15 protein-coding genes are annotated in these 14910 nt (G+C 64.9%); 11 read left to right on the plus strand and 4 right to left on the minus strand.

The features are described 5' to 3' along the window. Window positions 1–3: 3 nt before the first annotated feature. Both rplM and CS1BSM3_RS13465 read right to left on the minus strand, forming a co-directional pair. Window positions 4–465 carry a 50S ribosomal protein L13 gene (rplM, locus tag CS1BSM3_RS13460; protein ID WP_072387567.1) on the minus strand — a complete coding sequence of 154 codons (462 nt, stop codon included), beginning with the start codon at window positions 463–465 and terminating at the stop codon, window positions 4–6. A gap of 318 nt (window positions 466–783) precedes the next feature. Continuing rightward, window positions 784–1242, minus strand: coding sequence for a PaaI family thioesterase (locus CS1BSM3_RS13465; protein ID WP_072387568.1), 459 nt, complete (start codon window positions 1240–1242; stop codon window positions 784–786). A gap of 123 nt (window positions 1243–1365) precedes the next feature. Between CS1BSM3_RS13465 and CS1BSM3_RS13470 the strand changes: the two genes are divergently transcribed. The 4 genes from CS1BSM3_RS13470 to CS1BSM3_RS13485 are packed head-to-tail and all read left to right on the plus strand — an operon-like array spanning window position 1366 to window position 3761. Further along, window positions 1366–1902, plus strand: coding sequence for a hypothetical protein (locus CS1BSM3_RS13470; protein WP_072387569.1), 537 nt, complete (start codon window positions 1366–1368; stop codon window positions 1900–1902). A 49-nt stretch (window positions 1903–1951) separates the two neighbouring features. Next, window positions 1952–2782, plus strand: coding sequence for an enoyl-CoA hydratase (locus CS1BSM3_RS13475; protein ID WP_072387570.1), 831 nt, complete (start codon window positions 1952–1954; stop codon window positions 2780–2782). 2 nt (window positions 2783–2784) lie between these two features. After that, entirely contained in the window at window positions 2785–3228 is a 444-nt protein-coding gene (locus tag CS1BSM3_RS13480) for a VOC family protein (protein ID WP_072387571.1), read from the plus strand. Beyond that, window positions 3225–3761 (plus strand): CoA-binding protein, encoded by a 537-nt coding sequence (locus CS1BSM3_RS13485; RefSeq protein ID WP_072387572.1) that lies wholly within the window; start codon window positions 3225–3227, stop codon window positions 3759–3761. The genes CS1BSM3_RS13480 and CS1BSM3_RS13485 overlap by 4 nt, the downstream gene beginning before the upstream one ends. 41 nt (window positions 3762–3802) lie before the next feature. Here the strand turns inward: CS1BSM3_RS13485 and CS1BSM3_RS13490 are convergent, their stop codons facing one another. Next, on the minus strand, window positions 3803–4999 hold the full coding sequence (locus CS1BSM3_RS13490; protein WP_072387573.1) for an MFS transporter: 1197 nt from the start codon (window positions 4997–4999) through the stop codon (window positions 3803–3805). Between the two features lie 273 nt (window positions 5000–5272). Here CS1BSM3_RS13490 and rlmJ point away from each other — a divergent pair, with 273 nt between their 5' ends. The 4 genes from rlmJ (at window position 5273) to CS1BSM3_RS13510 (ending at window position 9476) form a co-directional block, all read left to right on the plus strand. Further along, the gene (rlmJ, locus tag CS1BSM3_RS13495; RefSeq protein ID WP_072388203.1) at window positions 5273–6124 is read left to right on the plus strand and encodes a 23S rRNA (adenine(2030)-N(6))-methyltransferase RlmJ; all 852 of its coding nucleotides are present in this window, start codon (window positions 5273–5275) and stop codon (window positions 6122–6124) included. Between the two features lie 262 nt (window positions 6125–6386). Beyond that, window positions 6387–6602 (plus strand): cold-shock protein, encoded by a 216-nt coding sequence (locus CS1BSM3_RS13500; protein WP_072388205.1) that lies wholly within the window; start codon window positions 6387–6389, stop codon window positions 6600–6602. A gap of 179 nt (window positions 6603–6781) precedes the next feature. Beyond that, window positions 6782–7852: a hypothetical protein gene (locus CS1BSM3_RS13505; protein ID WP_072387574.1), complete on the plus strand. Its 1071-nt coding sequence runs from the start codon at window positions 6782–6784 to the stop codon at window positions 7850–7852. Between the two features lie 301 nt (window positions 7853–8153). Further along, window positions 8154–9476, plus strand: a complete 1323-nt coding sequence (locus tag CS1BSM3_RS13510; protein WP_083528563.1) for an FAD-dependent oxidoreductase — start codon at window positions 8154–8156, stop codon at window positions 9474–9476. 45 nt (window positions 9477–9521) lie between these two features. On the opposite strand, the gene CS1BSM3_RS13515 is transcribed toward CS1BSM3_RS13510, so the two are convergent. Further along, window positions 9522–11624, minus strand: a complete 2103-nt coding sequence (locus CS1BSM3_RS13515) for a DUF294 nucleotidyltransferase-like domain-containing protein (protein WP_072387575.1) — start codon at window positions 11622–11624, stop codon at window positions 9522–9524. Window positions 11625–11949: 325 nt separating this feature from the next. Here CS1BSM3_RS13515 and CS1BSM3_RS13520 point away from each other — a divergent pair, with 325 nt between their 5' ends. The 3 genes from CS1BSM3_RS13520 (at window position 11950) to CS1BSM3_RS13530 (ending at window position 14665) form a co-directional block, all read left to right on the plus strand. Beyond that, the gene (locus tag CS1BSM3_RS13520; protein ID WP_244540493.1) at window positions 11950–13035 is read left to right on the plus strand and encodes an extracellular catalytic domain type 2 short-chain-length polyhydroxyalkanoate depolymerase; all 1086 of its coding nucleotides are present in this window, start codon (window positions 11950–11952) and stop codon (window positions 13033–13035) included. A 257-nt stretch (window positions 13036–13292) separates the two neighbouring features. Next, on the plus strand, window positions 13293–14051 hold the full coding sequence (locus CS1BSM3_RS13525) for a ribonuclease T2 family protein (RefSeq protein WP_072387576.1): 759 nt from the start codon (window positions 13293–13295) through the stop codon (window positions 14049–14051). Between the two features lie 167 nt (window positions 14052–14218). Next, the gene (locus tag CS1BSM3_RS13530; RefSeq protein WP_072387577.1) at window positions 14219–14665 is read left to right on the plus strand and encodes a hypothetical protein; all 447 of its coding nucleotides are present in this window, start codon (window positions 14219–14221) and stop codon (window positions 14663–14665) included. The last annotated feature ends 245 nt before the right edge of the window (window positions 14666–14910 follow it).

The raw sequence follows: 14910 nt of genomic DNA on the forward strand, positions 1-14910 counted from the left end.
GCGTCAGACTCTCTTGTTCTTGCGATTGAGCGCGGCGATGTCCAGCTTGGTCGGCTGCTGCGCCTCATGCGGATGGGACGGACCGGCGTAGACCTTGAGGTTGGTCATGAGGCGGCGCTGCAGGGGCCCGCGGGCGAGCATGCGCTCGACGGCCTTGAAGACGACGCGCTCGGGGAACTTGCCCTCGATGATCTGGCGCGGCGAGCGGGTCTTGAGGCCGCCGGGGTAGCCGGTGTGCCACTCGTACTTCTTGTCTTCGTACTTGTTGCCGGTGAACACCACCTTCTCCGCATTGACGACAATCACGTTGTCGCCCATGTCGACGTGCGGTGTGTAGGTCGGCTTGTGCTTGCCCTTGAGGCGGGTGGCGATGAGCGCAGCGAGCCGGCCGACGACGAGGCCTTCGGCGTCGATGAGCACCCACTTCTTCTCCACCTCGCCGGGCTTGGCGCTGTACGTCTTCATTTGCTTGGCCCTCGAGTATGGCGCCCGGGCCGGTCGGCTCGAAAGCCGGCGGCGTGGTCGCCAAAGTTCTGCTCAGTACGGTAGTTTTCGTTGCGGACGTGCGTGGACGAGTGCCGGGGCACCAGGCCGGTTTGCACGGCTGAAACAGTGAGCGGCGCGATCCTGCAATAGAGAGATCAAGCGCTGCGCGGCATCCTTCTAGGCTGCCTGAGCGCGCAGGTCAATGACATTCGGGTCCGGCGACAGGAAAATACTCCAATTATTTCAATGTACTACGTTGACGGTATCCAATTACCGCAGTTGCGGTATGGAGATACCTCATGCTTTCGGGATCGACGAAACAAGGGCATAGGTGCCGGTCGCGTGAGCGATCAGCTCGCTGCTGCCCTCGGAGTAGAGCGCGACCTCGGCATAGGCGAGCCGGCGGCCGACGCGCACAAGGCGGGCCTCGGCGATCACATCGCGGGCAGGCGGGCGCGTGAGGAATGTGATGTTGAGATTGCTGGTGACCGAAGGGATCGCTGCGGAACCAAGACGGCCGATGAGCGCTACGTAGATCGAGAAGTCCGCGACCGTGAACATGGCGGGGCCGGAGATGGTTCCGCCGTGGCGTGTGTTGTGTTCGCTGAGACGCATGCGAACGCGCGCAATATCGTGGCCGACGGATTCGATCTCCATCACGCGTCCTGAAGCATGGATCTGCGGAAAGGACGCGTCGATCAGCTCCGTGACAGCAGTGGCGGAAAGGTGACTCGTCTGTGGGGTATCAGTTGACATCCTTATTGGCGTCCCACTCTGGTGATCTGGTTCTGGTATAGGCACGCCGGCATCGAGGCCACGCTAGGCGATCTGCACAGGCAAACGACGCAGGCACGAGATTTCGAACGAGGAGAAGCCCCAATGCTCAGCAGGTTTGGAACTCTTGCCGCGTTTGCTTCGGCGCTGGCAATAGCTCTGTTGTCGCTCGTCGCCGCGCCGGCGGTCAAAGCCCAGGAGGCGTTCAATCAGCTCGAGCTCAGCGAGAAGCACGTCCAGGGCTTCATCTCGGCGCAACCCGATATTACGCAGTTCATCGAGCGCAATCCGGCCCAGGAAGGCACGGCACCGACGGACAAGCAGCAGGCTGAGCTCGACGCGATCGCGAAGAAGCACGGCTTCAAAGACTATACTGAATATGACGATGTGGCCTACAATATCTCGGTCATCTTGAGCGGCATCGACCCGGACACGGGCAAGTACACGGACCCGATCGAGCTGATCAAAAAGGAGATCGCTGAGATCAACGCCGATACGCAGATCAGCGCGGCCGAGAAGAAGCAGATGCTCGACGAGCTGAACGACGCGCTGAAGAACACGCCGCCGGTCAAGTTCCCCGGCAACATCGCGCTGGTCTCGAAGCATCGCGAGGCTCTGGAGAAGGCCCTCGGCCAGCAGTAAGCTAAGCGCGTTGAGGTGCCAAACCGGCACCACGCGCGAGGACGTCCAAATGCAGGACGGCGGACAGCAGCAGACCACCACGAAGGACGGCGCCTCGTTCCTGAGCGAGGCCCGTCATGATGCGGTTGCCGTCCTGACGCTGACGCGCCCGGCGGCTCGCAACAGCCTGAGCCTCGACATGCTGGCGGCCTTGCAGTCGGCGATCGACCGGCTGTCGGGCGAGCGCGGCGTCAGTGCCGTGGTTCTGGCGGCGACGGGGCCGGCCTTCTGCGCCGGGCATGATCTCAAAGAACTGACCGCACATCGCAGCGACGCGGACGGCGGGCGCGGGTTCTACGCGCTGACGATGATGCGCTGTGCGGCGGTCATGACGTCGATCATGCGCAGCCCGAAGCCATTCATCGCCGCTGTCGAAGGTGTCGCGACAGCAGCGGGCTGCCAGCTCGTGGCGACCTGCGATCTAGCCGTGGCGGGTGCGGCCGCACGATTTGCGACGCCCGGCGTCGACATCGGGCTTTTCTGCTCGACGCCGATGGTGGCGCTCACCCGCAACGTGCCGCGCAAGCGCGCCATGGAGATGTTGCTGCTCGGCGAGATGATCGGCGCGCGCGAGGCGGCGGACTACGGGCTGGTCAACCGCGTCGTGGCCGAGGGCGGGGCGCTCGACGGCGCGCTCGCGCTTGGCCGCACGATTGCGAGCAAATCTCCGGCGACGATACGGATCGGCAAGGAAGCCTATTACGCCCAGATCGAGAAGCCGGTCGCCGAGGCCTATGCTTATGCGAGCGATGTGATGGTGCGGAACATGATGCACCGGGATGCCGAGGAAGGCATCGGCGCATTCATCGAGAAGCGCCCGCCCGCTTGGAAGGGCGATTGAAAATGATACCGCAGCGGATGACGCTGGTGACACTCGGCGTTGCCGATGTGGCGGTTTTGCGCCGCTTCTATGAGGGCCTCGGGTTTCGCGCGGCGGGCTTCGACAGCGAAGGCGTGGCGTTCTTCGACATGAATGGCGTGGTGCTCGCGGTGTTCGGGCGCGAGGATCTCGCCGAGGACGCCAACGCCAAGCTCGAGAGCGGGAGCGCCCACGCGCGCATGTCGCTCGCCATCAATCTCGAGAGCGAGGCCGCGGTCGATGCAGCCATGGCCTTTGCGGCCGGGCACGGCGGGAGGGTCACGCAGCCTGCGCGCAAGGTGTTCTGGGGCGGCTACGCGGGCTACTTCGCCGATCCGGATGGATTTCTCTGGGAGATCGCCTACAACCCATTCTGGCCGCTGGATGCAGATGGCCGCCCGCAACTACCACCGCCGACGCGCCCATGAACCACGACCGCTATGACGACACCTACGTTGCCGCGATCCTGAACGAGAGCAAGGTGATCGCGATGGTGGGCGCTTCGGCGAACATCAACCGGCCGAGCTACTTCGCGATGAAGTATCTGCTGGGCAAGGGCTTCCGCGTGATCCCGGTCAATCCTAGCCTCGCGGGGAAGGAGATCCTCGGCCAGAAGGTGGCGGCGAGCCTCGCCGAGATCAATGAGAAGGTCGACATGGTCGACATCTTCCGCAACTCGGAGGCCGCACTCGAAGTCGTGCGCGAGGCGATTGCGCTCAAGGACAAGCTCGGGCTCAAGGTCATCTGGATGCAGCTTGCGGTGCGTAACGACATCGCGGCGGCCGAGGCAGAGGCTGCGGGGCTGAAGGTCGTGATGAACCGCTGTCCGAAGATCGAGTACGGGCGGCTCTCCGGCGAGATCGGCTGGGCGGGCGTCAATGCGGGCATGGTCAGCTCCAAGCGGCCGCAGCTCGGCACCGTCGGTGTGCAGAACCACGTCATCCGGCCGCGTTCGACATAGACCCACGAGCGGGCGATTGCGCGGATGCAACGCGGGCGATCTCAGCCGCCATTCTGATTCTTACGATACCAGCGGCCCATGAGCTCGATGGCGATCGTGGCCAGGAGGGCGCTGATGAAAAGGACCGTCACGCCGACCGTGCTGCCCCAGGTGTCGAGGATGAAGGCGTAGACCGTCGGCGCAAGGGCGCTGACGACGAGGATCGGCGTCGCGATCAGGCCGAGCACCCGCCCATAGCCTTCGGCGCCGAAGAGTGCGAGCGGCACCGCACCGCGCACGATGGTGATGACACCCTGCGAGGCCCCCATGAGCAGCGTGAAGGCGAGGATCGGCGCGAAGGCGCCTTCACTATAGAGAAGCAGCAGCAACGAGAAGGGCAGCGCGCCGATGGCAAAGCGCGCGACTGTAAAAGAGTGCAGATTGCGGCCGAAGACGATCTCGATGACGCGGCCGCCGAACTGCGCGAAACCTTTGAGCGAGGCGATCCAGACGGCCGTGGCGGTGGCCATGCCGGCGGTCTCGAACAGCGGCACGAGCTGGACCGAGACGACGCCGAAGACGAAGCCGTTGAGCGACATGATGAGCGCGAACAGGATCATGCCGATGGTCCGCGCGCGCCCCTTGAGCGGGGCGCCGTCGACCGCGCGGGCAGCCATCGTCGCGGCGGGGGCATTGTCCGGGCGGGTTTCGCGCACCGAGAGACCCCACCAGTTGAGCGGCAGGCAGACGACGAGGTTGATGAGCGCGAAAATGAGCAGCGTATTGCGCCAGCCCACGGCCTCGGAGAGCTGGTGGCCGATGACCCAGAACACGGAGGAGGCAAAGGCGCCGTAGAGCGTGAGATAGGAGATGGCCTTGCGTCCGCGGCTCGGCGCGACCTGTACGGCCGAGGCGAAGGCCGCATCGTAGAGCGACATGCGCATGGCAACGCCGAGGAAGGCCCACACGGCCAGATAGGCGATCCAGTGCGAGACCATGGCGAGAGCGGCGAGGCCGATCGCAATAAAGACGGCGCCAAGGCTCATAACCTGGCGGCCACCCCACTGATCCACGAGCCGGCCGATGGACGCCGAGACCAGCCCTTGCATGAGCATCGCGACCGTAAAGCCGAGGAACACGAAGCTGCGCATGAAGCCGAGCTCGTTCGCGATCGGGGTCGCGAGCACGCCGAGGCAGTAGAAGGCCGTGCCCCAGGCCGTGACCTGCGTGATGCCGACGGCATGAACCGTCCGATACATCGGGTCCCGCCACCAGGGGAGGCGCGGAGGGGCGGTATCGGATGGTTTTTGCATAGGTGGCGGGCGGGTAGGTATGGGCGCCGATGTCAGCAGACAGGCCGGTGGCTCTCCGATGCTCCGGGCGAGCCCCGATGCAACGCTTTTGTGACAATTGATGTATCTCATAGAGAAGAGGATTCTCAAACGAGAACAATTCGCGTCAGACATGACGATTGCGGGCGGCTGGGCCCGCCGCTTGACAAGCCGGCCGCCCGGGTGCTCGACGCTTCGCTCATGAACTACCGCCACGCCTACCACGCCGGGAACTTTGCCGATGTGCTCAAGCATGTCGTGCTGTCGCTCGTGCTCGTCCACATGGCGAAGAAGGAGGCGGCCTTCCGCGTGATCGACACGCACGCGGGGATCGGCATGTACGACCTCACGAGCATTGCGGCAGAAAAGACGGGCGAGTGGAAGGGAGGGATCGGCCGGCTGATCGGGCCGGAGGCTGCTCCTCTCCCAGAAGCTGCGGCGGCGCTGCTCGCTCCCTACCTGAATGCGGTCCATGCGCTCAATCCCGATGGCAGGCTGCACCGCTATCCTGGTTCGCCGTGCCTGGCTCTGGCGCTCATGCGCGCGCAGGACCGGCTCGTCGCCAACGAGCTGCACCCTGAGGACGCGGAAACGCTCACGCAGAATCTGGCCGGCGATCGGCGCGCCAAGGTGCTCGGCCTCGATGGCTGGCTCGCGCTCAAGGCGCAGCTTCCGCCGAAGGAGCGGCGCGGTGTCATTCTCGTCGATCCGCCGTACGAGGAGACCGGGGAGCTCGAGCGGCTGGCCCAGGGTCTTCAGAATGCACGGCGGCGATTTGCAGGTGGCGTGTACCTGCTGTGGTATCCGATCAAGGACCCGCGACTCATCGCGCGGTTCCATCAGGCGATCTCGAAGGTCGCGCCACCCGAGACATTGGCGGTCGAACTTCTCATCCGAGAGCCGTCGGATGCCGATCGACTCAACGGCTCGGGTCTCATTGTCATCAACCCGCCATACACGCTCGAGGCGGACCTCACAGAGTTGCTGCCCGAGCTGAGCGAGCGACTTGCCGTCGGCTACGGAGCACGCGCCGAGATCGTGCGACTCGGCTGAGCGATCTCTGCCGAGCCTTATCCTGCCTGGATTTCCGGCACGTTGCCTCTATGCCGTAGCTTCACGGAATTGTGCTTTGCCCGCATGATTTGACGGTCGGATATTTTTCGATGCGGGCTGGTGTGCCTGCGCCGACATGCATCAGTGGCCCGCCTGCCAATCGGCTAGGCAGGCGCGGGGGCATGGAGATGCGAGGGGCATTTGCGTCTCCCGAGCGGAAGGCAAGGGTTGCTCACCACCCTCGTGGAGAAGGATGGCAGGCATGCGGCAGACGGGCGTCGTCAAGTTTTTCAATCAGACTAAGGGTTACGGTTTCATTAAGCCAGACGAGGGCGGTGCAGATGTTTTCGTGCACGTCTCGGCAGTCGAGCGCTCCGGCGTCGGCTCCCTGACGGAAGGCCAACGCATTTCTTTCGAGACCGAGCCGGACAAGCGCGGCAAAGGTCCCAAGGCGATCAACCTGCAGATCTCGGGTTGATCCTCCCGCGCTTCGCGGAAGGCCGGCTTGGTTAGGTCACCCGGTGACCGGCCGCGCGGACCTTTTCGCGGTGTGTATTTGGGTCGCAACAGTCTGCGCAATTCTGAAATCTCTGTTTCCAGAAATGTAACCATATCCCCCTAGCCTCAGGTCGTGGTCACGGTCCTGGGTGAGGCGCTATGGGTATCTTGAATGGCGTTGCAGTCGACGAGATCAGTGCGCGTGGAAGCATTCGTGACAGCGACGTTGCGGCCATGCGGCGTGCGTTCAACGAAGACGGCACCATCTCGACATCTGAAGCCGAAGCGCTGCTGTCGCTGAACAGTGCCTGCCGCGTGACCGATGCCGCTTGGGCGCCTTTCTTCATCGAGGCGCTGACCGACTACGTCGTCCATCAGTCCGAGCCGGACGGCTACATCGTCGTCGACAAGGCCGACTGGCTCATCGCCCGCGTCAGCCGCGACGGCCACATCACCACGAATACCGAGCTCGAGTTGCTGCTCAACGTGCTCGACAAGGCGCGCTGGTCGCCGCCGAGCCTCGCCGCGTTCGCGCTCGCGCAGATCCGCGATGCGGTGATTTCGGGCGTCGGCGTGACGCGCGCCGGCCAGATGCTCAAGCCCGGGATGATCGGCCAGAGCGAGATCGACCTCATCCGCCGCATTCTCTACGCGTTCGCCGGCGACGGCGGCATCGCGGTGACGCGTGCCGAGGCCCAGGTTCTGATCGCGATCAACAAGGCGCTGGCCCCCGGCAAATGCTCGCCGGCCTGGACCGAGCTGTTCGTCAAGGCGGTCGGTGCCTCGGTGCTGGCGAGCCTCGGCCATCACATCCCGCCGCGCGAGGAGACGCTGAGGATCGAAGTCTGGGCGAAGGATGCCGATACTCGCGGCGCGAGCGTGCTTCTGGCAGACGCCGCCAGCAGCCGTGAGGCGGGAGCGACCGCGCGCGAGCGCATCGGCCATTTCCTCGGTCGCATGGTCGCGGGCGGCGCGGGGAGCGTTTGGAGCACGTTCCGCATGCAATCGAGCGAGGAGCGCGCGCTGGCGCGGCTCGAGCGGCAGCGCCTCGAGATCGTCACGCAGGAGCGCATCGACGATGCCGAATGCCAGTGGCTGATCGAGAACCTCGGCATCGGCGGCAAGCTCGACACCAACGAGCTCGAGCTCCTGGCTTTCCTCCAGCGCGAGAGCCCGATGCCGCATCCCGAGCTCGCAGCGTTCGCGGCACGGCACGGCGTGGCGGCCTAAAGCATCGACGCTTCAGGCACGCCGCTACAGTTTCGTGGCACGGGCGAGCATGGCTTGCCCTTGACCGAGCGTTCGGCAGTTCATACGGTTCCCGGTAGCTGCCATTTCTGGACGCCGTGCCCTGTCAGGGCCGTTTCACCGCACGAGGCCTGCGGTGGGTTCAGCCGGAACTGAAGCGGCTCATCACACACACTGCTGAAGCTTGGCTCGTCGCGCGCGATGCGGCGGCCCGCTGATGCGTTGCGATGCCGAACCTGGTCTCAGAGACCGGGGCGAACAGCATTTCTCATGGAGGAACCCCATGATCAATCGCCGCCAATTGCTCATTTCCGGCGTGGCCTCGATGGCCGCGGCGCCGGCCCTCGCACAACCGGCTGTCGTAACAGGGGAGGGAGCGCTGTTGCCGCGCGACGCCAGCGGGCGGCCGCGCATCGTCATTGCCGGCGGCGGCTGGGGTGGACTTTCGGCGGCGCGCCATCTGCGCGAGCAGGTGCCGAATGCCGAGGTCATCGTGCTGGAGCGCAATCCGGTCTTCTGGTCATGTCCTATCAGCAACAAGTGGCTGATCGATGTGGTCAACACCGACTACCTGCTGCACGACATGACACAGCCGGCGCGCAAGTACGGCTACCAGCTCGTGCAGACGGAAGTGATGGCCATCGAGCGCGATAAGAAGCAGGTGCGCACGGCCCACGGCCGCATCGACTACGACTACCTCATCCTGGCCGGCGGCATCCGCAATGCCTACGGCGCGTGGTTCGGTAATGACGCGAAGGCGATCAGCCATACGCGCAAGTCGTTCCCATCGGCCTACATCCCGAACAGCGAGCACGTCGCGCTGAAGAAAAAGATCCATGCCTTCAAGGGCGGCACGATGGTCATGACCCTGCCGCCGCCGCCGCATCGCTGCCCGCCCTCGCCCTACGAGCGGGCGTGCATCATGGCGTGGCACTTCAAGAAGAACAAAATTCCCGCGAAGATCGTCATCCTCGATCCCAAGCCGCGCATCATGCCGATCGGCGAGGGCTTCCGTATGGCCTTCCAGGAGCTCTACCCCGACATCATCCAGCATGTGCCGAATGCCGGCGTGAAGGAGGTCGACCCCTTCAACAAGAAGATCAAGACGGCGGCCGGCGAGTTCGATTTCGACGATGCGATCCTGATGCCGCCGCATCAGGCCGCCGACATGGTCTGGTCCGCCGATCTCATCGGCAAGAATGCCGAGGGCAAGCCGACGGGATGGGCGGATATCCATCCAACCATGCTGCATGCGAAGGCCGATGACCGCGTGTACGTCATCGGCGATGCCATGGGCTTCATCTCGAAGCAGTTCGGCCATTATCCCAAGAGCGGGCACGTCGCGAACTACATGGGCAAGATCGTCGCGACGTATATCGGCCAGCGCATCAAGGGGGCCGAGGTCAAGACGCTGCTGCCGGACAACCTCTGCTACATGATGGTCAACGGCGAGCCGCGCGAGGCGATCTCCGTGCAGTTCGACTACGAGCTGCTGCCCGACGGCACCGTCCAGCAGACGCAGCTCGATGTCGATATCCGTTCGCCGGATCTGCTGGAAGAGGACTTCAAGTGGGCGCAGCGCATGTACGGCGATTTCCTCGCCTGATGGTGCGCGGAAGGTCCGAGCTGCGGCCGGATTACGGGTCGCGGCTCAGAACCGGCCTTCCGAGACGAGGTCGGTCATCGTTTCGATGGCGGTGACCGCGCGTGTCAGGGCGGCGCGCGTGCGCTCGTTCAGCCGGCCGGGCGCGACACGCGACGAGAGCCGGATGCCCTGCTCGCCGTCCAAGAGTTGCTGCGTCAGCATGGCGGTCAGAATGGTGCGGTGAGCCTCGATCAGATCGGCGCCTTTGCTCTCGCCGACGAGCCCCAGATCGGCCAGTGCCTGAAGCCGTCCGGGTGTCGCGCGGGCGCGGACGCCGTGTTTGATGGCAAGCACGCGGGCTCCGGCGACGAGCGGGAAAAGGCCGTGCATCTTGAGGTCGATGCGTCCATCGCTGTCAGTCTTGAGATTGCGGAAGAGCGTGAGCGGGACGCGGGCACCGCGCGCGTTCTCCGATAGCAGTTTGATGAAGGAATGCGTGCGGCGGCCCTCATCATAGGCGTGATCGAGAAGGCCCTCCGCGAGAGATAGTGAGCCGTGGACACCAACGGCATCGAAGAAGATGTCGACATTCAGCAAGTCTTCGGGGCGCTGGCGTCTGACCCACCTGTCGATGGTCTCGAGCCAGCGCGCCCGGCTCATGCGCCAGGCGGCATTCTTGCTCATTACGCCGCCCTTGCAGAAGGGAATGCCGACCGCGTCAAGGATGTTCGAGATCTCCTCGCCGAGGGCGGCGAACCATTGATCTGCGGGCCCGTCGGGCTCGCCCTCTGCATAGACGATCGCGTGATCCTGATCGGCGGCGAGCAGGCTCTCGCCGCGTCCGGCCGAGCCGAGCACCATGAGCGCGTAGTCGACCGGCGGGCCGCCGCGGCCGGCATCGGCGAGGCGCCGCTCGGCCATGAGCGCGGCGCGGCGCGCAACCGCGCAGATCTCCGAGCTGATGACCGAGGAGACGAGGCGCGCATCGACCTCCTCCTCGAGCAGCATCCGCGCCATATGCGGGAGCTGCGCCCAGGCTTTCGCGAGCGCGGGGACGTCGGGCGCACTGTCGATCTGGTCGCCGAGCACCATGGCCGTCGTGGCGCGATGCCGGAGAAGATTGCGCGTGGTCAGCGCGCCAACCACGACGCCGTCGCGATCGATGACAGCGAGATGACGAATGGCGAGACGGTCCATACGGCCGATGGCGCGGTAGACGAAGGCGTCCTCGTCGACCGTGAGCAAGGGGCGCGTGGCGATGTCGTCGATCGGAGCGGCCAGCGCTGCAGTGCCACCGGTTGCCGTGGCTCTCAACACATCGCGCTCGGTGATGATGCCGAGGCCGTGCTGCGCTGATGTGACGATGACCGAGCTCACGCGCTTCTGGAGCAGCAGTGCCATCGCCTCCTGGAGGGTCGTCGTGCCGGGTGCGATGACGGGCGGCGTGCTCATCACATCCCGCACGCGATGGCGATAGGGGAAACTATCGACCTTGATGAGCGTGCGCGTGGGATCGGCGGCGGGCGGCACCTCGGGAACGACCAGGCCGCCGGCGGTCCGCCCGTCCTGTTCGGCCCGGGTGCGCGCCGCAGTCTCCAGCTCGGCCAGTGTTCTGATGCCGCGGGCACGCAAATGAGGGATGAGCGCAACAAAAGCCTCGGCGGCCGCTACCGCATCGCCGATGGCACTGTGCCGGTTCTTTATTTCGATGCCGAAGGCACTGCAGATGCTCTCGATATCGTCGTGCGGACCCGCTTCTGCCGTGAGGCGGGCGAGGAGCCGGACGTCGATCGTGCGCGGTTCCGTCCACTTCCGGCCGGCAAGCTGATACTCGCGGCGCAGGATCGCAATGTCGTAAGCGATCGTGTGGCCGATCAGAATCGCGCCGCCGAGAAATGCCTCCATGTCTGGTGCGAGCGTCGAGAAATCACCGGCGCCGACAAGGTGCTCGGCGGTGATGCCATGGATCTTGCTCGCCTGCGCAGGTATGGGGATGCCTGGATCGACCAGCGCATTCATGTGCTCGCGGTGCAGTACGGCACCACCATGGATGCGGACGGCGCCGAACTGGATCAGCCGCGCCGTCCTGATGTCGAGGCCTGTCGTCTCCGTGTCGATGGCGACGGCGTCGATGGCGACGAGCGGCGTGGAAGGTCCTGGCGAACGCATGACTGCAATATTCCCGATCGCACTTTAAACATAAGAGATAGAGCAGGATTCACGTTTCGGCCGAGGCGCCTCATTTGGACAAAACGATTCAATCCGAAACGATCCTGCTCTGGCAGGTCGGCGTTGCCCATGAGCCTATCCGATCTCGAAACGCGCGCGGTAGTATTCCTCGTCGGCGAGGCGCCGCGCAAAGCACGCGAGATGCTTGGCGGGCGTGCTGGCTGTGATAGGGAAGGTTGAGGGATCCGAATTCTGGCCGTCGCGCGTATGCCGGCAAGTTTGGTGTCGAGCGGGCGTCGATGCGGGAGGCCAAGGAGGCGTCAGGATGACCTTGTGGTCCATTCGGCCTTATGTCCGCAGGCTCGGCACTGTGGTCGGCGTCGTGTTGCTTGCGCTCGGCATGATGGCGGCCTGCCGGCCGGAGGTGCCGGGGTTGCCGGCGCTGGCGGCGCGGCTCGATGGCACGACGGTGTCGGGCGTGTCATCGGGCGCCTACATGGCCGGCCAGTTCCATCTCGCGCACAGTCGCATCGTCACGGGCGCGGCACTCATCGCCGGCGGACCCTATGGCTGTGCGCAGAGCGTCTACACGCGCGGGATCTTCGGGCCGGGCTCGGCCCTCATCAATGCCTCGCGGGCGATCAATGGCTGCATGGGGAATGATCTTGCCGCCTGGGGTGTGCCGAACCCGCAGCAACTCGCCGAGCAGGCGCGTGGCTTTGCGAGCGAAGGGCGCATAGATCCGCTCGACACGATGATCGGAGACCGCATCTATCTCTTCTCCGGCACCAAGGACGAGACCGTCCTGCCGGAGATCGGGGTCGCGGCGCTTCGCTTCTACGAGCGGATCGGCGTGCCGGCCGATCACATCAAGCGCGTCGCCGATATGCCTGCGGGGCACGGATTCATTGCCGAGGCCAAGGGCGTCGCCTGCAGCACGACGGCACAGCCCTACATCAACGACTGCGGCTACGATCAGGCCGGCGATCTGCTTAGCTTCTTGCTCGGGTCGCTCGCAAAGCCCGATGCAGCAGCCAAGGTCGAGCGGCTCGTCTTCGACCAGCACGCCTTCGCGAAGGATCTCATCGATCACGGCCTCGCGCGCGAGGGTGTCGTGCTCGTGCCCGAGCGTTGCCGGACGGAAGCCGGCTGCCGCATTCACATCGCCTACCACGGCTGCCGCCAGTCACGCGCGATCGTGGGTGACACTTTCATCGAGGACAGCGGGTATGGCCGCTGGGCCGGGCCGAACCGCCTGATCGTGCTCATGCCGCAGGCGGAAGCCAGCACGGCCAATCCCTATGGCTGCTGGGACTGGTGGGGCTACACGGGCACGGACTACCTCACCCGCAAGGGCCCGCAGATCGTGGCCGTACGCCGAATGCTCGACCGGCTCGCCGCGGCGAAATAGCTCTCCGATCATGCTAAGGCGTCGGACCTCGAATACGACCTGCGGTTGGGGCCGCGCTCGAAGTCGCATTCGAGGTCTAAAGACGCTTTGGACTCAATGGCTCTGAAGCAACTTTGGACTTGAAATTCGCTCCCTGCCCGCCTCGAGGTGAGGCGAATTTCAAGTCCGCTGCTCTAGCGCGATCCAATTGGCGTCCCTTGGTGCGGGAGATATAGTGCACGCCCGCTGAAATGGCGCTTCGCATGAGGGAACGGCCCATGATCTTGAGACGCATTGCTCTGCTGGCGCTGGCTGCGGCGTTGTTCGCTCCTGGGCCCGCAGCGGCGCAGTATGGCACCGGTCCTGGTGGCCGCGCTCCCTACGAGCGGCGCGACCAGGAGCGCAACGTGCCGGGGCGCTTCGACTATTACGCCCTCGTCCTCTCCTGGAGCCCGACCTTCTGCGCGTCGCTTCCGCGCGATCGCTACGAGCCGCAGTGTCATCGCCGCGGCGGCCGCCCCTATGCCTTCGTCCTGCACGGGCTTTGGCCGCAGCATGAGCGCGGATGGCCGGAGAACTGCCCGACGCGCCAGCGTCCGTTCGTGCCGCAGCCGCTCGTCGACAGCATGCTCGACATCATGCCGAGCTCGCGTCTTGTCATTCATGAATACCGCAAGCACGGGACCTGCTCGGGGCTGACGCCCGAGGGCTACTACGGCCTCGCGCGCCGCCTCTACAATTCGGTGACGATCCCGCAGCGCTTCGTTTTGCCGAACAATGACTTCACAGTCTCTCCGGATGCCGTCGTGCGCGCGTTCGTCGAGGCAAACCCGACGCTGCGGCCGGACATGCTTGCCGTTGCCTGCGGCGGCCCGGGCAATCGCTTGCGCGAGGTCCGCATCTGCTTCAACCGTGACGGCGGGCCGACGCGCTGCGGGCGCAACGAGGAGCAGGACCGGTTGTGCCGCGCCTCGAACATGCACGTGCCGCCGGCCCGTGGCATGCCGGCGCCTTCGAGCAGCGGCCGGCGCATCTGAGCCATAGGGCGCACGGGCTCGGGGCGTTTCCGCCCGTGAGCGCCATGCTGCGCCCTGTGGATAACTTGTCGATCCGTCGTCGAGCGAGGCGTCCGCGGCCTTGTCGACTCAATCGCGCATGGCCAATCATAAATCCCTCGGCAGAAAGCTGATTTGGGAGCGCATAGGTGCGCGGAGATGCTCACATCGAGACGGCTGCATCGGCTCCGGCCCCGCAGTCGCGCCATCGCCTCGACGATCTCGTGCGTGAGATCGGCAGAGGCGGGTTTTTCGGGAGGCGGGCTGCGCCGCTCGTGTGGGGCTTCGCCGGCTTCCTGATCGGGGCGATGTTCTGGCACGTCATCGGCTTCTGGGGCTTCCTCAGCGACGTCGTTCTCAAGGGGCCTGAGCCGCAGGCGAGTGTCGTCGTGAACGAAGCGCCGACCGCCATGCTGCCGAACTGCACGACGCTCGCGCTCAACCGCGCGACGGGCATGACCACCTCGGTTCCCTGCATCGAGCAGATGCCGCTGCTCGAGGAAGCCCGGATCGGCCGGCAGGATCTGGCCTTTGCCGAGATGCGCCTCGATGAGGTGAAGCCGGCATCCGTGGTCGTGGTCAGCCACCAGAACTAAGCTCTTCTGCTCGCGCGACGTTTATTGCGCCCTTGAGTCGAGACTTGAGTGGCGGTCGCTTGAACGCCGTCGATTCGTCGGCGTGCTGTCGCATTTGGGAGGCTTCATGAAGCCTCTTCAGGAGCGCAGCGGAACGCTCTTTCCCGGGATCGTGCGGAGACCGGGGATCGAGTGAGAAGCACTCTCGAGGAACGAGCGGCGGCTCCGGTGCTGCATTTATAGTCTCGCGTTGCAGCAGAACGGGC

This window comes from Hyphomicrobium sp. CS1BSMeth3 (genome assembly GCF_900117415.1).
Lineage (GTDB): Bacteria > Pseudomonadota > Alphaproteobacteria > Rhizobiales > Hyphomicrobiaceae.